The sequence below is a fragment of the Streptomyces buecherae genome, from assembly GCF_014295035.1.
Taxonomy (GTDB): Bacteria; Actinomycetota; Actinomycetes; order Streptomycetales; family Streptomycetaceae; genus Streptomyces; species Streptomyces youssoufiensis.
In genome coordinates, this window is sequence record NZ_CP060404.1 from 2,601,396 (window position 1) to 2,624,202 (window position 22,807).

The 22,807-nt window shown below is 77.0% G+C and carries 1 protein-coding gene and 1 pseudogene; both read right to left on the reverse strand.

Going from position 1 to position 22,807, the window contains the following annotated elements; genetic code table 11:
• Positions 1-4: 4 nt before the first annotated feature.
• Positions 5-6,604, reverse strand: a pseudogene (locus H7H31_RS09540) (type I polyketide synthase); the annotation flags it as partial.
• A 92-nt stretch (positions 6,605-6,696) separates the two neighbouring features.
• Positions 6,697-22,800, reverse strand: a complete 16,104-nt coding sequence (locus H7H31_RS09545) for a type I polyketide synthase (RefSeq protein WP_408648001.1) — start codon at positions 22,798-22,800, stop codon at positions 6,697-6,699.
• Positions 22,801-22,807: the final 7 nt, after the last annotated feature.

The window sequence follows — 22,807 nt, forward strand, 5'->3', positions numbered from 1 at the left end:
GGCTTCAGGGGGTTTCGAGTTCGTTGTCGAGCAGGTCGAAGAGTTCGTCGTCGCTGGCCTCCCGCACGCTGGCGCCGTCCGGCCCGTCGTCGGGCTCCGTGCCGCCCTGGCCGCCCCAGCGGGCGAGCAGCGTGTGCAGGCGGGCGGTGACCTCGCCGCGCAGCGTCTCCTCGGCGGCGAGGGCGGCGAGGATGGCCTCCGCCTTGTCCAGCTCGCCCAGCGCGTCCCGGGTGGACACCGTGGTGGCCTCGCCGAGCTGCCCGGCCAGGTGGCCGGCGAGCGCGAGCGGCGTGGGGTGGTCGAAGACCACCGCCGCTGGCAGCCGCAGGCCGGTGGCGGCGCCGATCCGGTTGCGCAGCTCGACGGCCGTCAGGGAGTCGCAGCCGACGTCGCGGAAGGCCCGTTCGGGCTCCACGGCCTGCGCCGAGGCGTGCCCGAGCACGGTCGCGGCGTGCGTGCGTACCAGGTCGAGCAGCAGCCGTTCGCGCTCGGCGCGCGGCGCGCCGGACAGCTTCCGCAGCAGGGCGTCCGCGCCGTTCGCCTGCTCGGCGGCGGCGCCGGCCGCGCTCCGGCGGGCCGGGGCGCGCACCAGGCCGCGCAGCAGCGACGGTACGTCACCGCCGCCGCCCGCGCGCGAGGCCAGGCCCGCCAGGTCGAGCCGGATCGGCACCAGCAGCGGCTCGTCAGCGGCGAGCGCCGCGTCGAACAGCCGCAGGCCCTCGGCCGGGGTGAGGGCCAGCGCCCCGGAGCGCCCGACGCGGGCCAGGTCGGCCTGGTCCAGGTGCTCGGTCATGGTGCTGGCCTGGTCCCACAGGCCCCAGGCCAGCGAGGCGGCGGGCAGCCCCAGGTCGTCCCCGCGGTGCCGGGCGAGCGCGTCCAGGTAGGCGTTGGCCGCCGCGTAGTTGGCCTGCCCGGGGGTGCCGAAGAGGCCGGAGGCGGAGGAGAAGAGGACGAACGCGGCCAGGTCGTGGCCCACGGTCAGCTCGTGCAGGTTGCGGGCCGCGTCCACCTTGGGCCGCAACACCCGCTCCACCTGCTCGTCCGTGAGCGAGGCGGCCAGCGCGTCATCCACCACGCCGGCCACGTGCACCACGGCGGTCAGCGGGCGGTCCGCCGGGATCGCGTCGATGACGGCGGCCAGCGCATCCCGGTCGGCCGCGTCACAGGCCACCAACTCCGGTTCCGCGCCCGCCTTCCGCAACTCGGCGAGCAGTTCGTCCGCCCCGTCGGCGCCCGGACCACGCCGGCTGGTCAGCAACAGGTGCCGTACGCCGTGCTCCGTCGCCAGATGCCGCGCGACCAGGCGGCCCAGGCCGCCGGTGGCGCCGGTGACCAGCACCGTGCCGGGCTCGTCCCAGCGGCGGGGCATGGTCAGCGCGACCTTGCCGACGTGCTTGGCCTGACTGACGAAGCGGAACGCCTCCGGCGCGCGGCGCACGTCCCACGAGCGCACCGGCAGCGGGGTCAGCTCGCCGCGCGCCAGCAGGCCCACGACCTCGGTGAGCATGGCGCCCAGGCGGTCCGGGCCGGCCTCGATGACGTCGAACGTCTGGTAGCGCACGCCGGGGTGCCGGGCGGCGACATCGGTGGGTTCCCGGATGTCGGTCTTGCCCATCTCCAGGAAGTGCCCACCGCGCGGCAGGAGAGCGAGCGAGGCGTCCACGTACTCCCCCGCCAGCGAGTTGAGCACCACGTCCACGCCACGACCCCCGGTCGCCGCCAGGAACCGCTCCCGGAACTCCAGCGAACGCGAGGAGGCGATGTGGTCATCGGCAACCCCGAGCCCACGCAGCACCTCCCATTTGGGCTCACTCGCCGTCGCGAACACCTCCGCACCCCGCAACTTCGCCAACTGCACTGCCGCCATGCCCACACCACCGGCCGCCGCGTGCACCAACACGGCATCACCCGGACCGATCCCGGCCAGGTCCACCAGCCCCATCCACGCCGTCAGGAACACCACCGGCACGGTGGCGCCCTGCTCGTACGACCAGCCGGCGGGCAGCGGGGCCAACAGGCGGTGGTCGGTGACGGCCTGCGGGCCGAAGGCGCGCGGCACGATGCCCAGCACCCGGTCGCCGGGCGCGACGTCGCGTACGCCGTCGCCCACGGCGAGGACGACGCCGGCCGCCTCGTCGCCGAGGAAGGGCGTGGCCTCGCCCGGGTACATGCCGAGCGCGATCAGCGCGTCCCGGAAGTTCATGCCGGCGGCGCGCACGGCGATCCGCACCTGTCCGGGCGCGAGCGGTTCGGCCACCTCGGGGCGCGGCAGCAGGGCCAGGTTCTCCAGGGTGCCGGCCGCCGTGAAGTCGAGGTGCCAGGGCCCGTCGGCGGGCGGGGTGAGCCGCCCGTCCGCGCCGGCCCGGGCCAGCCGGGGCACCCACACCTCGCCGCCGCGCACCCGCACGTGCGGCTCGGCGCCGCTCAGCGCGGCCTCGGGCAGGGCGGGTTCGCGCGGGTCCGTCCCGGCCGCGCCACGCGCCCCGTCCGCCTCGGCCCCGTGCCCCGTCGCCCCGTGCCCCGTCGCCCCGTGCTCCGCCGCTCCGTGCCCCGTCGCTCCGTGCTCCGTCGCCCCGTCGGGCAGCGGCTCCAGCTCGACCAGGAGGAAGCGGTCCGGGTGCTCGGACTGTACGGAGCGGACCAGGCCCGCCACGGCGGCGTGGGCGAGGTGGTCGGCGTGGACCACGAAGGCGAGCCGGACGGCGGCCAGCCGCTCGTCGGCCAGCCAGGCCCGCACCAGCTCCAGGGCCCCGGTCACCTGGGCCCGTACGTCCTCGGAGTCCGGCGCCCGCCAGAGCGCCACGTCGGGCAGGTCGTCGCCGAGCCCGGCCAGCGCGGCGAGCGCGCCGCGCGCCCCGTCGCCCGCGCCGTCCCGGCCGTCGCCCAGCGGGGCCACCCGGACCGCGCCGGGGGCGAGCGGGTCGGCGGGCGCCGGCACCCACTCCACCCGGAACAGGGCGTCCCGGGTGGTGTCGGGCGTGGCGGCGCGCAGTTGCTCGGGGGTGACGGGGCGGGTGGCCAGCGTCTGGACGGCGGCCAGCGGCGCGCCGGCGGCGTCCGCCAGCTCCACGCCGAGCGCGCCCTCGCCCACGGGCGTCAGCCGCACCCGCGCGGCGCCGGCCCCGGAGGCGTACAGCTCGACGCCCGACCAGGCGAACGGCAGCCGCAGCGTCGCGCCGGGCCCGTCCAGCGTGTCGACCAACGCCCCGTGCAGGGCGGAGTCGAGCAGCGCCGGGTGCAGCCCGAAGCGCTCGGGTTCGCCGTCGCCGCCGTCCGGCAGGGCGACCTCCGCGAACACCTCGTCGCCCCGCCGCCAGGCGGCCCGCAGCCCCTGGAACGGCGGCCCGTACGTCGAGCCGATGGTCGCCAACCGGTCGTAGAAGCCCGTCAGGTCCACCGGCTCCGCACCGGGCGGCGGCCACGCGGCGAGGTCGAACGCGGCGGCGCCCGTGGCGGGGGCGGCGGTCAGCGTGCCGCTGGCGTGACAGGTCCACGGGGCGTCGTCGCCCGCCCCGTCGGCGCGGGAGTAGATCCGTACGGAGTGCGCCCCGCCGTCCACCTGCTCGCCGACGGCGACCTGGAGTCGCACGCCGCCGTGTTCCGGCAGCACCAGCGGGGCCTGGAGCGTCAGCTCCTCGACGCGACCGCAGCCCACCTCGTCGCCGGCGCGGACGGCAAGCTCCACGAAGGCCGTGCCGGGCAGCAACACCGCGCCGCCCACCGCGTGGCCGGCCAGCCAGCCGTGCGTGTGCAGCGAGATCCGCCCCGTCAACAGCACCCCGCCGCCGTCGGCGAGTTCGACCGTGGCACCCAGCAGCGGGTGTTCGGCCGCACCCTGGCCCAGCGCCGTGGTGTCGCCCGGCGTGCCGGCCGACGGCAGCCAGTAGCGCTCGTGCTGGAAGGCGTAGGTGGGCAGCTCGACGGTGCGCGCCGGCCCGACGAGCGCGTCCCACCGCACCCGTACGCCGTTGACGTGGGCCCGGCCCAGGGCCTCCACGGCGCACTGCGCCTCGGGCCGCTCCCGGTGCAGGAGGGCCGCGCAGCGCACCGGCGCGCCGTCCTCGGCCTCGTCCAGGCAGTCCTGGGCCAGGGCCGTCAGCGTCCCGTCGGCCCCCACCTCAAGGAGGAAGTCCAGATCGTCGGCGACAAGTCGGCGTACGGCGTCGTGGAAGCGGACGGGCTCGCTGACGTGCCGCACCCAGTACTCGGGATCGCTCCAGTCGCCGTCGACCCGGCCACCGGTGGTCACCACGCCAAGCTCGGGCTTACCGAAGGCGAGTCCGGAGACCACGGTGCGGAACTCGTCCACCATCGGCGCCATCAGCGGGGAGTGGAAGGCGTGACTCACCCGCAACCGCTTGACCCGGCGGCCCAGCCCACGGAACCGCTCCTCCAGTTCCGCGACCGCCGCCTCCGCGCCCGAGACCACCACCGACGACGGCCCGTTGACCGCCGCCACGCTCACCTCATCGGCATGGTCGGCATGATCGGCCAGCGCCTCGGCCACCTCCGCCTCCGACGCCTGAACCGCCAACATCGCCCCGCCGGTCGGCAACGCCTGCATCAACCGGCCGCGTGCGGCCACCAGTTGGCACGCGTCGGCCAGCGACAGCACCCCGGCGACATGCGCCGCCGCGATCTCGCCCACCGAGTGGCCGGCGACGCACTCCGGGGCCACGCCCCACGACTCCACCAGTCGGAACAGCGCCACCTCGAAGGTGAACAGGGCCGGCTGGGCGTACTCGGTACGCTCCAACACCGCCGCGTCCTCGCCCCACACCACCTCGCCCAACGGACGCGGCAGCGCACCGTCCAACTCCGCCACCACCGCGTCCCACGCCTCGGCGAACACCGGGAACGCCGCGTACAACCCACGCCCCATCCCCAGGCGCTGGCTCCCCTGCCCACCGAACAGCAGCGCGGTGCGGCGGGCGCCGCCGGCGCGGACGGCGCCGCGCACGGCGCCGGGGGCCTCGGTGTCGGCGGCGAGCGCCGCCAGGGCGTCGAGCAGGCCCGTGCGGTCGCCGGCGACGGCGACGGCGCGGTGGTCGAAGCGGGTGCGGGTGTGCAGCAGCGAGGCGGCGATGTCGGCGTCCGCGAGGTCGGGGCGGGCCGCGGCGAAGTCGCGCAGCCGCTCCGCCTGCCCGCGCAGCGCCCGCGGGCTACGGGCCGAGATGACCCACGGGACGACGGGTGACGCCGCCCCACCGGCCGCGCCGGGCACGCGCTCCGTGCCCGGCTCCGTGCTCGGCTCCGCGCCCGGCTCCGTGCTGACCGGTGCCGTGCTGCCCGGCTGGGCGTCCGTCTCCGTGGGGGCCTCGATGATCACGTGGGTGTTGGTGCCGCTGACGCCGAACGAGGAGACGGCGGCCCGGCGCGGCGCGCCGGTGTGCGGCCACTCGCGCGCCTCGGTGAGCAGTTCCAGGCCGCCCTGGGCCCAGTCCACCTTCGGGGTCGGCTCGTCCACGTGCAGCGTCCTGGGCAGCAGCCCGTGCCGCATCGCCTGCACCATCTTGATGACGCCGCCGACGCCGGCCGCCGCCTGCGCGTGCCCGATGTTGGACTTGAGCGAACCCAGCCACAGCGGGCGCTCGGGGGCGCGGTCCCTGCCGTACGTGGCGAGCAGGGCCTGCGCCTCGATCGGGTCGCCGAGGGTGGTGCCCGTGCCGTGCGCCTCCACGGCGTCCACGTCCGCCGCCGCGAGCCCGGCGTCCGCCAGGGCCTGGCGGATGACGCGCTGTTGCGCCGGGCCGTTGGGGGCGGTCAGGCCGCTGGAGGCGCCGTCCTGGTTGACGGCGGTGCCACGGATGACGGCCAGCACGCGGCGGCCGTTGCGCCGCGCGTCGGAGAGCCGCTCCAGGAGCAGCATGCCCGAGCCCTCGGACCAGCCGGTGCCGTCGGCCGCCGCGGCGAAGGACTTGCACCGCCCGTCGTGCGACAGCCCGCGCTGGCGGCTGAACTCGACGTACACCTCGGGCGTCGCGAGCACCGTCACGCCGCCCGCGAGCGCCAGCGAGCACTCGCCACGGCGCAGCGACTGGGCCGCGAGGTGCACGGCCACCAGCGACGAGGAGCAGGCGGTGTCCAGCGTGACGGCCGGGCCTTCGAGGCCGAGGGTGTAGGCGACGCGGCCGGAGAGCACGCTGCCCGCGTTGCCGATGCCGACGAACCCCTCGACGTCCCGGGGCACTTCGCCGATGGCCGCCCCGTAGTCGTGGTACATGATCCCGGCGTAGACGCCGGTGGCGGTGCCGGCCAGCGTCGTGGGGTCGATGCCGCCGCGCTCGACGGCCTCCCACGCGGTCTCCAGGAGCACCCGCTGCTGCGGGTCCATGGCCAGGGCCTCGCGCGGCGAGATGCCGAAGAAGCCGGCGTCGAACTGGTCGGCCCCGTCCAGGAAGCCGCCCTGGTTGACGTAGCTCTTGCCGCTGGCGTCCGGGTCCTGGTCGAACAGCTTCTCCAGGTCCCAGCCACGGTCGGTGGGGAAGGCCGACACGGCGTCGGTGCCGCCGGCGACGAGGTCCCACAGGTCCTCCGGGCCGCGCACGCCGCCCGGGTAGCGGCAGGCCATGCCGACGATCGCGATGGGCTCGGTGGCGCGCGCGGCGGCCTCCGCCTTCTCGCGGCGCAGCCGCTCGACCTCCTTGAGCGAGCTGCGCAGGGCACCGACGAGTTCGTCCGTGGACGTCTTGTTACTCACAGTTCGTTCTCCTGGGCCTTGCGGAGGAGGGCCTCCACGTCCATGTCGTCGATGTCGCCCGCCGCGTCGTCGGACTCGGCGGCGGCGCCGGCACTGTCCGCGCCGGCGGCGGGCGCGGTGCCGTGCTCGGCGAGGCCGGCGAGCCGCAGCAGGTCGTCCATGACGCCGAGTTCGCTCAGCCGCTCCAGCGGGATGGTGGCCAGCGCCCGCCGCACCTGGTCCTCGGCGATCCCCTCGGGCAGGCCGCCGGTCGGGGTGGCGGCGCCGTCCGGGGCCAGCTCGGCGAGGGTGTACCGGGCCAGGGCGGTCGGCGTCGGGTAGTCGAAGACGAGCGTGGCCGGCAGCCGCAGGCCGAGTTCGGCGGTGAGCCGGTTGCGCAGTTCGACCGCCATCAGCGAGTCCAGGCCCTGCTCCAGGAAGCCGGTGTCGGCCTCGACGGCGCGCGGCGTGCCGTGCCCGAGGACGGTGGCCACGTGCTCGCGCACCAGGTCGAGCAGGAGTTGCTCGCGCTCGTCGGCCGGGGTCCGGGCGATCCGCCGCGACCACGGTTCGGCCGCGCCGGCCGCGCCGCCGCTCGCGCCGCCCGACTGGGCGTCGCGCCGGGCGGGCGCCCGCACCAGGCCGCGCAGCAGCGGCGGCACCGGCTCCGTCGCGGCCCGCGACCGCAGCCCGGCCAGGTCCAGCCGTACGGGCGCGAGCAGCGCCTCGTCGGTGGTCAGGGCCGTGTCCAGCAGGGCCAGGCTCTGGTCGGTGGGCATGGCCACGACGCCGGCCCGACTGCCCCGTGCCAGGTCGCCACGGCCCAGGCCGCCGGTCATGCCGCTGGCCTGCTCCCACAGGCCCCAGGCCAGCGAGACGGCGTGCTCGCCGGTGGCGCGGCGGTGGTGGGCGAGGGCGTCCAGGAAGGTGTTGGCCGCCGCGTAGTTGGCCTGTCCGGCGCCGCCGATGAGGCCGCTGACCGAGGAGAAGACCACGAACGCGGCCAGCCCGGAGCCCGCCGTGAGCCGGTGCAGGTGCTCGGCCGCGTCCGCCTTCGGACGCAGTACGCGGGCGAGTTGGTCGGCGGTGAGCGAGGTGAGGACGCCGTCCTCGATGACGCCCGCGGTGTGGATGACGGCGGTCAGCGGGTGCTGGGCCGGGATGCTGTCCAGCACCGTGGCCAGCGCCCCGCCGTCGGCGGTGTCGCAGGCGATCAGGGCGACGTCGGCGCCGGCCTCGCGCAGCTCCGCCGCCAGCTCCGTGGCCCCGTCGGCGGCCGGGCCGCGCCGGCTGACCAGGGCGAGGTGGCGTACGCCGTGCGCGGCCACCAGGTGCCGGGCGACCAGGGCGCCGAGGGTGCCGGTGCCGCCGGTGACGAGCACCGTGCCGTTCGGGTCGAGCCGCCTCGGCGCGGCCCCGTCGGGCCCCGTGGCCGCGTCCGCCGTGGCGGTGGCCTCCCGTGCCTGGGGCGCCGCCGGGTGCCGGGTCAGGCGCGGGGTGAGGACCTGGCCGGCGCGCAGGGCGAGTTGGGGCTCGCCGCAACCGACGGCCGCGGGCAGCGCGGCCCGGGAGGCCGCCGCGCCGTCCAGGTCCACCAGGGCGAACCGGCCGGGGTGCTCGGTCTGCGCCGCGCGCAGCAGGCCCCACAGCGGGGCCGCCGCCAGGTCGGCGGGGTGCTCGTCGCCGGCCGCGACGGCGCCCGAGGTGACCAGGACCAGGCGCGAGTCGGCCCAGGTGTCGTCGGCCAGCCACGCCTGCACGTCGGCCAGGACCCGGGCGGTCAACCGGTGCGCGGCGGCGGCCCGCGGCGCGCCGTCCGCGCCCCGTGCCCCGTTCGGCGCGGGCTCCGCCTCGGCCAGGGCCCGTTCGCCCGTCACGCCCAGCACGACCGTGTCCGGCACGGCGCCGCCGTCCGCGACGCTCGCCCGCAGGGCGGCCAGGTCAGCGTAGCCGCACGGGTCGACGCCGGCCTCGGTCAGGGCCCGGGTCAGGCCCAGGTCGTCGGCGCCGAGCACGGCCCACTGCTTGGCGGGCACGGCGCCGGGCACGGCGCTCGTACGGGCCCACTCGACCCGGTAGAGCGCGTCGCCCGCGCCGCCGCGCGCCGCGCTGAGCTGGGCCGCGGACACGGGCCGGGTGGCCAGCGCCGCCACCGAGGCGACCGGGCGGCCGGCGCCGTCGGCCAGTTCCACGGCGAGCGTGTCGCCCGCGCCCGGCGCGAGCCGTACCCGCACCGTGCTGGCGCCCGGCGCGTGCAGCCGCACGCCGCTCCAGGCGAACGGCAGTCGCACCTGGTCCGAGCCGCCGTCGAGCGGGCCGAGCAGGGCGCCGTGCAGCGCGGCGTCGAGGAGCGCGGGGTGCAGGCCGTAGCCGCCCGGGGCGCCCTCGACGTCCTCGGGGAGGGCGACCTCGGCGTAGACCTCGGTGCCGCGCCGCCAGGCGGCGCGCAGGCCCTGGAAGGCGGGCCCGTAGTCGTAGCCGGCGTCGGCGAGCCAGGCGTAGAACCCGGAGACGTCCACCACGTCGGCGCCGGGCGGCGGCCAGGCCGCCGGGGTGCCGTCCTGGTCGGCGAGGAAGCCCGTGGCCTCCGCCGTGGTCTGGCCGGCGTCGTCGGCCGGGGTGAGGGCGCCGGTCGCGTGGCAGGTCCAGGGCGCGTCGGCGGCGTCGGCGGGCCGCGAGTAGACGCGTACGGGCCGCGTGCCCGCCCCGTCCGGCTCCTCGACCACGACCTGCGTGCGCACCGTCGCGTCGGCGGGGAGCGGCAGGGGCTCGTGCAGGGTCAGTTCGTCGAGCTGGCCGCAGCCGACCTCGGCGCCGGCGCGCAGCGCCAGCTCCACGAAGGCCGTGCCGGGCAGCAGCACCGCGCCGCCCACCGCGTGGTCGGCCAGCCAGGGGTGGCTGGCCAGCGACAGGCTGCCCGTGCACACCAGGCCCCGCCCGTCGGCGAGCGGCACGGCCGCGCCGAGCAGCGGGTGGTCGGCCGCCGCGATGCCGGCCGCGGCGAGGTCCGCCCGGCCCCCGGCGGCCGAGCGCAGCCAGTAGTGCTCGCGCTGGAAGGCGTACGTGGGCAGGGGTACGGCGTCGCCCGCGGGCAGCAGCCGGGTCCACGGCACGGCCGCCCCGTACGCGTGCAGGTGGGCCAGGGCCGCGACGGCGGCGTGCGGTTCGGGGCGGTCCCTGCGCAGCGTGGGCACCAGGGCCACGTCGGACGCGTCGGCCAGGCACTCCTGCGCCAGGGCCGTGAGCGTGCCGTCCGCGCCGACCTCCAGCAGGCGCGCCACGCCGAGGTCCGCCAACTCCCGTACGGCGTCGGCGAAGCGCACGGGCTCGCGGACGTGCCGCACCCAGTACTCCGGGTCGCTCCAGTCGCCGTCACTTTGGCCGCCCGTCGTGACCACGCCGAGCGTGGGCGCGGCGTACGACAGCTCGGCCAGGGCGGCGCGGAAGTCCGCCACCATCGGCTCCATGAGCGGCGAGTGGAAGGCGTGGCTGACCCGCAGCCGCTTGACCCGCCGGCCGGCGGCCCGGAAGTGCTCCGCGACCGCGTCGACCGCCGACTCGGCGCCGGAGATGACCACCGACGTGGGTCCGTTGACGGCGGCGACGCTCGCCTGGTCGGCGTGGTCGGCCAGCGCCTCGGCGGCCTCGGCCTCGGTCGCCCGGACGGCCAGCATCGCGCCGCCGGCGGGCAGCGCCTGCATCAGGCGGCCCCGGGCCGCGACCAGTCGGCACGCGTCGGCGAGCGAGAGCACACCGGCCACGTGCGCCGCCGCGATCTCGCCGACCGAGTGGCCGATCACGTGGTCGGGCACCACGCCCCAGGACTCCAGCAGCCGGAACAGCGCCACCTCCAGGGCGAACAGCGCCGGCTGCGCGTACTCGGTGCGCTCCAGCTCCGCCGCGTCCTCGCCCCAGACCACGTCGGCGAGCGGGCGCGGCAGCGCCCCGTCCAGCTCGGCGGCGACCGCGTCCCAGGCTGCGGCGAAGGCGGGGAAGGCGGCGTGCAGCGCGCGCCCCATGCCGAGCCGCTGGCTGCCCTGGCCGCCGAAGGCGACGGCGGTGCGGCCCGTGGTGGCCTGGCCGGTGAGCGCGGCGGGGGACGCCGTGCCGGTGGCGAGGTCGGTCAGCGCGGCGGTCAGCTCCGCGCGGGTCGCGCCGAGCACCACCGCGCGGTGGTCGAAGGTGGCGCGACCGCGCACCAGGGACGCGGCGATGTCGGCGTCCACGAGGTCGGGGCGGGCCGCGGCGAAGTCGCGCAGCCGCTCCGCCTGGCCGCGCAGCGCCCGCGGGCTACGCGCCGAGAGCACCCACGGGACGAGCCCGCCCAGCTCCCGCCCGGCCGACTCCGGGGTGGCGGCCGGCTCCGTACCGGTCGGCGCCTCGGCTTCCCGCCGTACGGGGGCGGTCTCGGGTGCCGCCTCTTCGAGAATCAGGTGCGCGTTGGTGCCGCTGATGCCGAAGGCGGAGACGGCGGCCCGGCGCGGGGCGCCGGTGCGCGGCCACGGGCGGGCCTGGTCGAGCAGGCGTACGGCGCCCGCGTCCCAGTCCACCTCGGGGCTGGGCTCGTCCGCGTGCAGCGTCCTGGGCAGCACGCCCTCGCGCAGGGCGAGCACCGTCTTGATGACGCCGGCGATGCCGGCAGCGGCCTGGGTGTGCCCGATGTTGGACTTGAGCGAACTCAGCCACAGCGGCTCGTCGCCCGACCGCTGCTGTCCGTACGTGGCGAGCAGCGCCTGCGCCTCGATCGGGTCGCCCAGGGTGGTGCCCGTGCCGTGCGCCTCCACCGCGTCCACGTCGCGGGCCGCGAGCCCCGCGTTGGCCAGGGCCTGCCGGATGACGCGTTCCTGGGACGGGCCGTTGGGGGCGCTGAGGCCGTTGCTGGCGCCGTCCTGGTTGGTGGCGGAGCCACGGATGACGGCGAGCACGGGGTGGCCGTTGCGGCGGGCGTCGGAGAGCCGCTCGACGAGCACCATGCCGGCGCCCTCGGACATCCCGATGCCGGCCGCGTCGGCGGCGAACGCCCGGCAGCGGCCGTCGCGGGCCAGACCGCGCTGGCGGCTGAAGCCGATCAGCGGCTGCGGCGTGGACATCACGGTGACGCCGCCCGCCAGGGCCATGGTGCACTCGCCGTTCCGCACCGCCGCCGCTGCCAGGTGGAGGGCCACCAGCGACGAGGAGCAGGCGGTGTCCACGGTGACGGCCGGGCCCTCAAGACCGAAGGTGTAGGCGACGCGACCGGAGACGACGCTGTTGTGGCCGCCGGTCAGCAGGTGGCCCTCGTAGCCGTCGGGGACGCGGCCCACGCCGGCCCGGTAGTCGGACGGGTTGGCGCCGACGAACGTGCCGGTCATGGAGCCCTTGAGGGTGTGCGGGTCGATGCCCGCCCGCTCCATGGCCTCCCACGCGGTCTCCAGCATCAGCCGCTGCTGCGGGTCCATGGCGCGGGCCTCGCGCGGCGACACGCCGAAGAAGCCGGCGTCGAATTCGGCGGCCTCGTACAGGAACCCGCCCTCGCGGGCGTAGACGGTGCCCTCCCGCGCGGGGTCCGGGTCGTACAGGTTGGCCAGGTCCCAGCCACGGTCGGTGGGGAAGCCGGAGATGGCGTCCACCTCGTCCGTCACCAACCGCCACAGCGCCTCGGGCGAGTTGGCGCCGCCCGGGTAGCGGCAGGCCATCGAGACGATGACGACCGGGTCGTCGTCGGCGGCGGAGGCCGCGGCGGGCACGGCGGCCGGCGCGGTCACGGTGGCAGCGGTGGCCGGCGCGTCGGCGAACAGCCGGGTGGCCAGGTAGCCGGCCAGGTCGAGCGGCGACGGGTAGTCGAAGATCACCGTGGCGGGCAGCCGCAGCCCGGTGGCCGCGTTCAGCCGGTTGCGCAGGTCCACGGCGGTCAGCGAGTCGAAGCCGATGTCGCGGAAGGCGCGGCCGGGTTCGATGCGCGCCCCCGACGCGTGCCCGAGCACGGCCGCTGCCTGGGCGCGCACCACCTCGGCCAGCTCCGCGACCCGCTCGTCCTCGCCCAGCTCCGCCAGCTTGCGGTGCAGCGCCGAGGTGTCGGCGTCGCCCGTCTCCCGCGCGGCGGCCTCCAACTGGCGGCGCGCCTCCGGGATCTCGCCGAGCAGCCTGCTGGGCCGGTAGGAGGTGAAGATGGTGGTGAAGCGTTCCCAGTCGATGTCGGCGATGGCGACGAACGTCTCGTCGTGCTCCAGCGCCTGCCGCAGCGCGTCGCAGGCCGTGTCCGGCTCCAGCATCGGCAGGCCCTGGGCGCCGACCCGGTCGCTCAGCTCCTTGCGCTGCTCGGCGGCGCGCTCGTCCCAGTCGTGGAAGGCGTCCCAGATGCCCCAGGCCACCGAGGTGGCGGGCAGCCCCTGGGCGCGCCGCTGCTCGGCGAGCGCGTCCTGGTGGGCGTTGGCGGCGGCGTACGCGGCGTGGTCGCCGCTGCCCCAGAAGCCGGCGATGGAGGAGAAGAACACGAACGCGTCCAGGTCCTCGCCGGCGAGCAGCTCGTGCAGGTGCTCGGAGCCGCCGACCTTGGCCGCGTACACGTCGTGGAAGTGCGCGGGGCTGGCCGACTCGATGGGGCTGAGGTCGGCGACGACGGCGGCGTGCATGACGGAGCGGATCGGCCGGCCCTCGGCCTTGAGCCGCTCGATGAGGGCGGCGACCGCGTCCCGGTCGGCGATGTCGCAGCCGACGACGGTGCCGCGTGCGCCCAGCTCGGCCAGCTCGGCCTCCAGTTCGGCGGCGCCGGGCGCCTGCCGGCCACGGCGGCTGGTGAGCACCAGGTCCTTGGCCCCGTTACGGGCCAGCCAGCGGGCGAAGCACGCGCCGAGCGCGCCGGTGCCGCCGGTGATGAGCACGGTGCCGGCGTCGGGGCGCCAGGTGCGGGTGGGCCGGGCGGCGCCGAGCGGGGCGCGCACCATGCGGCGGGCGAGGGTACCGGCGGCGCGCAGCGCGAGCTGGTCCTCGCCGGCGGGGTCCGCCAGGATGCCGGCCAGCCTGCGCAGCGTCCGCTCGTCCACGGCCGGCACGGGTACGGGCCGCGCGGTCCCGGCCCGCGACGGGGCGGCCTGTCCGGGGGCGGCCGGCGGCGTGTCGGGGGGCGTGGGCAGGTCCACCAGGCCGCCCCAGCGGCGCGGGTACTCAAGGGCCGCGACCCGGCCCAGGCCCCAGATCTGGGACTGCGCCAGGCTGGCCGGGGCGTCGGCGGGCCCAGTGGACACGCCGCCCTGGGTCAGGCACCACACCGGGGCCGCCAGGTCCAGCGTGCCGAGCGCCTGGAGCAGCGCGAGCGTGCCGGCGACGCCGTTCGGCAGCGACGGGTAGGTGGCGTGCGGGCTCTCGTCGAAGGCCCACAGGGACAGCACGCCGCCCGGCTCCGGGTGCTCGGCCAGCAGCGCGCGCACCCGCTCCGTCAGCCGCTCGGGCTCGGCGTCGGCGCTGGTGACGGTCAACGGGGCGACGCGGGCGCCGCGTTCGGTCAGGAAGCGGGTCAGCGACTCGGTCAGCTCGGTGTCGGCGTACGCGGCCGGGACCACGAGCAGCCAGGTGCCGGACAGGACGGGCACGGCCGTGCCGGACACCGGCTGCCAGTCGACGCGGTACCGCCAGGAGTCGATGACGGAGCGCCCGCGGCGCTGCCGCCGCCACGAGGACAGGGCGGGCAGCACCGCGCCCAACTCGTCGCCGCCGCCGGCCACGCCGAGCGTCGCCGTCAGCTCCGCCAGGTCCTCGCGCTCGACGGCGGCCCAGAACGCGGCCTCCACCTCGTCGCCGGCCGCCCCGACCGTCCCGTCCACCTCGTCCGCGTCCGGCGCGGCGTCCCGGAGCCAGTAGCGCTCGCGCTGGAAGGCGTACGTCGGCAGGTCCACCACGCGGGCGCCCGGGAACGCCGGGGCCCAGTCGATCGTCGCGCCGGCCACCTGGGCCTCGGCGAGCGAGGCCAGGAACCGGTCCGGGCCGCCCTCGCCGCGCCGCAGCGAGCCGACGGCCACGACCTCGGCGCCGTCGACGCCGGCGCGTTCGGCGGTCTCGCCGACGGCCATGGTCAGCACCGGGTGCGCGCTGCACTCCACGAACAGGCGGTGCCCGTCCGCGATGAGCACGCCCGTGGTGCGCTCGAACTCGACGCTCCGGCTCAGGTTGCGCACCCAGTACGCGGCGTCGAGCCCGGCCGTGTCCAGCGGCGCCCCGTCCACGGTCGAGTAGAACGGCACCTCGGCCGAGCGCGGCGCCACGCCGTCCAGGACCCGCAGCAGCTCGTCCCGGATCGACTCGACCTGCGGCGTGTGCGAGGCGTAGTCCACGGGGACGCGCTTGACCCGTACGCCATCGGCCTCGCACGCCGCCACCAGCTCGTCCAACGCCGCCGGCTCGCCCGCCACCACCGTGGCTGACGGGCCGTTGACCACGGCGACGGTGACCCGCTCGCCGTACGTCGCGACGCGGGCCTCGGCCTCGGCGCGCGGCAGCCCGAGCGAGACCATCCCGCCCTTGCCCGCCAACTCCTGGCGGATCACCCGGGACCGCAGCGCCACCACGCGCGCCCCGTCCTCCAGGCTCAGCCCACCGGCGACGACGGCCGCCGCGATCTCACCCTGCGAATGACCGACCACCGCGGCTGGCTCCACGCCGTACGAACGCCACAGCTCGGCGAGCGAGACCATCACCGCCCACGAGACGGGCTGGACGACATCCACCCGCTCCAGCGAGCCATCCAGCTCGGCGGCGAAGTCCCAGTCGATGAACGGCGCAAGAGCCTCGCCGCAGCGCGCCATCGACTCCGCGAACACCGGGGACGAGGCCATCAACTCCCGTGCCATGCCGACCCACTGGGCACCCTGGCCCGGGAAGACGAAGACGGGGCGCGGGGCGTCCTCGGCGGCCTGGCCACGGACGACGGTGGCCGTGCCGGGTTCGGCGGCGGCCCCGTCGAGGGCGTCGCGCTCCAGGGCGGCGAGGCCCCGGACGAGCGCGGCCCGGTCGTGGCCGATGACGGCGGCGCGGTGTTCGAGACCCCAGCGGGTGGTGGCCAGGGACCAGCCGACGTCGGCCGGGCTGAGCGCCGGGTCGGCCTCGACGAACTGGCGCAGGCGCGCGGCCTGGGCGCGCAGCGCCTCGGGCGTCCTGGCCGACACCAGCCACGGCACCGGCCGCTCGCCCGTGGCCTCGGACGGGGCCACGGCGGGCCGGTGCGCGGCGGACGGGGCGGGCGGGGCGGCCTGTTCGAGCACCACGTGCGCGTTGGTGCCGCTCACGCCGAAGGAGGAGACGGCGGCCCGGCGCGGGCGGTTCGGGGCGGGCCAGGGGCGCGCCTCGGTGAGGAGTTCGACGGCGCCGGCCGACCAGTCGATGTGCGGCGACGGCTCGTCCACGTGCAGCGTCTTGGGGAGCGTGCCGTCACGCATCGCCATCACCATCTTGATGACGCCACCGACGCCGGCCGCCGCCTGGGAGTGCCCGATGTTGGACTTGAACGAGCCCAGCCACAGCGGCTCGTCCCCGGCCCGCTGCTGCCCGTACGTGGCGAGCAGCGCGTGGGCCTCGATCGGGTCGCCCAGGGTCGTGCCGGTGCCGTGCGCCTCGACGGCATCCACGTCGGCCGCGGAGACCCCGGCGTTGGCCAACGCCTGCCGGATGACGCGCTCCTGCGAGGGCCCGTTGGGCGCGGTGAGGCCGTTGCTGGCGCCGTCCTGGTTCACGGCCGAGCCTCGTACCACCGCCAGCACCTGGTGACCGTTCTTCCGCGCGTCGGAAAGCCGCTCCACGAGCAGCACACCCACGCCCTCGGACCAACCGGTGCCGTCGGCCGCCGCGGCGAACGACTTGCACCGACCGTCGGCCGCCAGCCCCTGCTGCCGGCTGAACTCGGTGAACACGCTCGGCGTGGACAGCACCGTGACGCCGCCGGCGAGCGCGAGTTCGCACTCGCCCCGGCGCAGCGACTCGACCGCCAGGTGCAGCGCGACCAGCGACGACGAGCAGGCGGTGTCCACGGTGACGGCCGGGCCCTCAAGGCCGTAGGTGTAGGCGAGCCGGCCGGTGACGACACTGCCCGCGGTGCCGGTGGTCAGGTAGCCCTCGACGCCCTCCGGGTAGCGCGCGACGCGGCTGGCGTAGTCGTGGTACATCACGCCGGCGAAGACGCCCGTACGGCTGCCGCGCAGCGTGGCCGGGTCGATGCCGGCGCGCTCGAAGACCTCCCAGGAGGTCTCCAGGAGCAACCGCTGCTGCGGGTCCATGGCAAGGGCCTCGCGGGGCGAGATGCCGAAGAACGCCGCGTCGAACTCGGCCGCGTCGTAGAGGAACCCGCCCTCGCCGACGTACGTGGTGCCCGCGCGCTGGCCCTCCGGGTCGACCAGGCTCGCCACGTCCCAGCCACGGTCGGCGGGGAAGCCGGCGATGGCGTCGGTGCCCTCGGTGACCAGGCGCCACAGATCCTCGGGCGAGCGGATGTCGCCGGGGTAGCGGCAGGCCATGGCGACGATGGCGATCGGCTCGTCGGATGCGGCGGCCGACGCCGTCTCGGCGGCGTGCTCGGCCGCCCGGGCGCGGCCCGCGTCGGCGTCGAGCTTGCCACGCAGGAAGCGGGCCAGCTCGGCGGGGGTCGGGTAGTCGAAGACGACGGTGGCGGGCAGCTTGACGCCGCTGGCGGCGCCGAGCCGGTTGCGGAGTTCGACGGCGGCCAGCGAGTCGAAGCCGTGCTCGCGGAAGGAGCGGGAGACGCTGATCGCGCCGGCCGACGCGTGGCCGAGAACGGCGCCCGCGTGCTCGCGCACCAGGTCCGTCAGTAGCCGCTGCGCGTCGCCGTCGGAGAGCCCGGCCAACCGGCCGGCCAGCGCCGAACCACCGGCCGCACCGGCGACCGCGCCGCTCGCGGCGTTGCGCGCGGCCCGCCGCTGCGGCACCCGCACCAGGCCGCGCAGCAGCGCCGGCACGTCGTGACCGGCCGCCAGGAGTTCGCGCGGGGCCAGGCGGGCGGGGACCAGGAGCGCGCTGCCGGCCCCGGTGTCCTCGGCGTCGGCGACGGCGGGCTCGGCGGAGAGCGCGAGGGCGGCGTCGAAGAGGGCGAGCCCGTCGGCGGAGGAGAGCTGGCCGACGCCGGTGCGGGCCAGGCGGCGCACGTCGCCGCCGTCCAGGTGCCCCGTCATGCCGCTGGCCTCGGCCCAGAAGCCCCAGGCGAGCGACGTGGCGGCGAGGCCGGCCGCGCGGCGGCGGGCGGCGAGCGCGTCCAGGTAGGCGTTGGCGGCGGCGTAGTTGGCCTGCCCCGCGGTGCCGAGGACGCCGGCGACGGAGGAGAACAGCACGAACGCGGCCAGGTCGAGCCCCGCCGTCAGCTCGTGCAGGTGCAGCGCGGCGTCCGCCTTGGGGCGCAGCACGTTCTCCAGTCGCTCCTCGCTCAGGGTCGCGACGATGCCGTCGTCCAGCACGCCGGCGGTGTGCAGCACGGCGGTCAGCGGGTGCGCGTCGGCGATACCGGCCAGCAGCGCGGCCAGCGCGTCCCGGTCGGCCACGTCGCAGGCCACCACGGTGGCCGTGGCGCCCAGCTCGGCCAGCTCGGCCACGAGTTCGGCCGCGCCGGCGGCGTCCGGGCCACGGCGGCTGGTCAGCAGCAGGTGGCGGACGCCGTGCGCGGCGACCAGGTGGCGGGCGAACAGCGCGCCGAGCGTGCCGGTGCCACCGGTGATCAGCACGGTGCCCTCGGGGTCCAGCGGCCGGGCCGCCGGGGCGGGCGCGGGGCTGACCCGGGCCAGCCGGGGCACGGCGAACGCGTCGCCCCGTACGGCGAGTTGGGGCTCGCCGGTGGCGAGCGCGGCGGCCAGCGCGGCGTGCAAGGGGCCCGTGGCGGCGGCCTCCGCCAGCCCGGTCGCGGTCGCGCCCCCGGCGAACCAGTCCTCGTCCGCCTCGATCAGCACGAACCGCCCGGGGTGCTCCGTCTGCGCGGAGCGCGCCAGGCCCCACACCGCCGCGTGGGCGGCGTTGCCGGCGCGGGTGACCAGGGCCAGCCGGGAGTCGGCGAACCGCTCGTCGGCGAGCCAGGCCCGGATCAGGCCGAGGGCCTCGTCGAGCGCGGCGCGCAGCTCGTCGCCGGAACGCAGCACGGCCACCACGGCGGACGGCGCCTGGCCCGGCGCGCCGTCCGGCGCGGGTCCTGCGGCGACGGCCGCCAGGTCGGGGGCGTCCGCGCCCAGCACCACGAGCCCGTCCGAGGCCCGTGTCTCCCCCGCGCCGGTGGCCACGGCCTCGCCGGCCGGCAGCGGCGTCCAGGCCACCCGGTACAGAGCGTCGTGCCCGGCCGCCGGCGGGCCTCCCAGCGCCTCGGGGGCGACGGGGCGCAGCGTCAGCGACTCGACGGTGGCCACCGGGGCGCCCGCGGCGTCGGCGAGGTGCAGGGCCACCGTGTTCGGGCCGGTGGCCGTCATCCGTACCCGCGCCGTCGCGGCGCCGGTGGCGTGCAGCGTCACCCCGCTCCAGGCGAACGGCAGCCGCACCGGCTGGTCCGGGGCGCCGATGGCGTCGAGCAGTGCGGTGTGCACGGCGGCGTCGAGGAGCGCCGGGTGGAGCCCGAACTGGTCGGCCCCGTCGGCGGACTCCAGCTCCACCTCGGCGTACAGGTCAGTGCCCTGCCGCCAGGCGGCGCGCAGCCCCTGGAAGGCCGGGCCGTAGGCGTAGCCGAGACCGGCGAGCCCGGCGTACGTCGCGTCCAAGGGCACCGGTTCGGCGCCCGGCGGCGGCCAGGCCGCGAGTTCCCGGCCCGCGCCGGGGGCCAGCGGCGCCAGCACGCCGGTGGCGTGCCGGGTCCACGCCCCGTCGGCACCGTCGGTTCCGTCGGCCCCGTTGGCACCGTCGGCCTGGCCGGGGGCGCGCCCGGCGCCGTGCGGCGTGGTCGCGGGCTCCGGCCGCGCGTACAGGTGCAGCGGGCGGTGGCCGTCGCCGTCCGCGTCGCCGACCACCACTTGGACCTGCACGCCGCCGCGCGCGGGCAGCGGCAGCGGGGCCTCCAGAGTCAGTTCCTCGATCCGGCCGCAGCCCACCTCGTCGCCCGCCCGTACGGCGAGTTCGACGAAGGCCGTGCCCGGCAGCAGCACCGTGCCGGCGACGGCGTGGTCGGCCAGCCACGGGTGGCTGGAGAGCGCGATCCGGCCGGTGAGCAGCGCGCCGCCGCCGTCGGCCAGGCTGACCGCCGCGCCGAGCAGCGGGTGCCCGGCCGCGGCGAGCCCGATGGCCGCCGCGTCGCCGCGACCCGCCGAGCGCCGCAGCCAGTAGCGGCGGCGCTGGAAGGCGTAGGTGGGCAGCTCCACGGTGCGCGCGTCGCCCAGCAGCGCGGACCAGTCGATGCCCGCGCCCGCCGCGTACGCCTCGGCGGCCGACAGCAGGAACCGGTCGGGCCCGCCCTCGTCACGGCGCAGCGACCCGACGGCCACCGCGTCGGCGCCGGCGTCCTCGGCGGTCTCGCCGAGCGCCATCGCGAGCACCGGATGCGCGCTGCACTCGATGAACAGGCCGTGCCCGTCCGCCAGCAGGCGCCGGGTGACCTGCTCGAACTCGACGGTCTGGCGCAGGTTGCGCACCCAGTACGCGGCGTCGAGCCCGGCCGTCTCCACGGGTTCGGCGGCCACGGTCGAGTAGAACGGCACCGTCACGGAGCGCGGCGCGAGCCCCGCCAGGGCGGCCAGCAACTCGTCGCGTACGGAGTCCACCTGCGGCGAGTGCGAGGCGTAGTCCACCGGGATGCGCTTGGCCCGTACGTCGTCGGCCTCGCAGCCTGCCACCAACTCGTCCAGCGCCGCCGGCTCGCCGGCCACCACCGTCGACGAGGCCCCGTTGACCGCCGCCACGGCGACCCGGCCCGCGTACGGGGCGATGCGCTCCTCCGCCTGGGCACGGGGCAGGCCGAGCGAGACCATGCCGCCCTGCCCGGCGAGGCGTTCGCCGATCACCTTCGAACGGAGCGCGACCACGCGCGCCCCGTCCTCGTGCGACAGCGCGCCGGCCACCACGGCGGCGGCGATCTCGCCCTGCGAGTGGCCGACCACGGCCGACGGCCGCACGCCGTACGCGCGCCACAGCTCCGCGAGGGAGACCATCACCGCCCACGACACCGGCTGCACCACGTCGACGCGGTCGAGCCCGGGGGCGCCGGCCTCGCCACGGACGACCGCGCGCAGCGACCAGTCGGTGTGCGGGGCGAGCGCCCGCGCGCAGCGCTCCATCGACTCCGCGAAGGCCGGCGAGGTCTCCCACAGTTCGCGGGCCATGCCGGCCCACTGGGCGCCCTGCCCCGGGAAGACGAAGACCGTCCGCACGCCCTTGCGGGCGGCGCCGGTGGCGACGACGGGCGACGCCTGGCCGTGGCCGGCCGCGGCCAGGCCGTCAAGGAGGGCCTGCCGGTCGGCCGCGACGACCACGGCCCGCTGGTCCAGCTCGGCCCGGGTACGGACCAGCGAGGCGGCCACGTCCCGGGGCGTCAACTCGGGGCGCTCGGTGAGGAAGGCGTGCAGCCGCAGCGCCTGCGCGCGCAGCGCGTCCGGGTTGCCGCCGGAGACCACCCAGGGCACCGCGCCGGCGGTGGTGCCGATGCCGCTGGCCCCGTGCTCCGTGGCCCCGTCGCGGTCCGTGGCTCCCTGCGGCGTGGGTTCGGCGTCCGCCGGCTCGGGCTCAGAGTCCGGCTCGGGTGCCTGCTCCAGGATCACGTGCGCGTTGGTGCCACTGATCCCGAACGAGGACACACCAGCCCGCCACGGCTCCGCCTTCTCCGGCCACGGCCGCGCCTGGGTCAACAACGACACCGCACCCGCCGACCAGTCGATATGCGGCGACGCCTCCTCCACGTGCAACGTCCGCGGCAACACACCCGCCCGCAACGACATCACCGTCTTGATCACACCAGCCACACCCGCCGCCGCCTGCGCATGCCCGATGTTGGACTTCAGCGAGCCGAGCCAGAGCGGTTCCGCATCCGGCTGCCGCTGGCCGTAGGTGGCCATCAGGGCGTGCGTCTCGATGGGGTCGCCGAGCCGGGTGCCGGTGCCGTGCGCCTCGACGGCGTCCACGTCGCGGGCCTCAAGCCGGGCGTCGGCCAGCGCCTGCCGGATGACGCGCTCCTGCGCGAGGTCGTTGGGGGCGGTGAGGCCGTTGCTGGCGCCGTCCTGGTTGACGGCCGAACCGCGCACCACCGCGAGCACCCGGTGCCCGTTCTTCCGCGCGTCGGAAAGGCGCTCCACGACGAGGAGGGCCACGCCCTCGCCGACGCCGAACCCGTCCGCGTCGGCGGAGAACGCCTTGCTGCGGCCGTCGGCCGCCAGGCCGCGCTGCCGGCTGAGGTCGACGACCCAGTTGGGGCTGGCCATCACGGTGACGCCGCCGGCCAGGGCCATGGAGCACTCGCCACGGCGCAGCGATCGCACAGCCAGGTGCAGGGCGACCAGGGACGAGGAGCAGGCGGTGTCCACGGTGACGGCCGGGCCCTCAAGGCCGAGCGTGTACGCGACCCGCCCGGACATGACGCTGGTGGTGGTGCCGACCATGAGGTAGCCCTCCAGGTCGGCCGCCTCCGGGTCGCCCACGCGCGGCGCGTAGTCCTGCGGGATCGCGCCGACGAAGACGCCGGTGTCCGCGCCGCGCAGGGACGCCGGGTTGATCCCGGCCCGCTCGAACGCCTCCCAGGAGGTCTCCAGGAGCAGCCGCTGCTGCGGGTCCATGGCCAGCGCCTCGCGCGGCGAGATGCCGAAGAACTCCGCGTCGAACTCGCCCGCGCCGCTGAGGAACCCGCCCGCGCGCACGTAGCTGGTGCCCGGGCCGCCCATGTCCGGTTCGTAGAGCGCCTCCAGGTCCCAGTCCCGGTCGGCGGGCAGCGGCTGGATCGCGTCCCCGCCGTCGGCGACCAGCTTCCACAGGTCCTCGGGCGACGCGATGCCGCCGGGGAAGCGACAGGCCATGCCGACGATGGCGATCGGCTCGTGGTCGCGGCCCTCGATGCCCTGCAGGCGCTGCTTGGTCTGGCGCAGGTCGGCGGTGACGAGCTTGAGGTAGTCGCGGAGCTTGTCTTCGTTGGAGGTCATGGAGGTTGGGCTCCCGGCGCGAAGAATGAGGGTGGCGGCAAGGGCGGAGGATCGGGGGATACGGGCT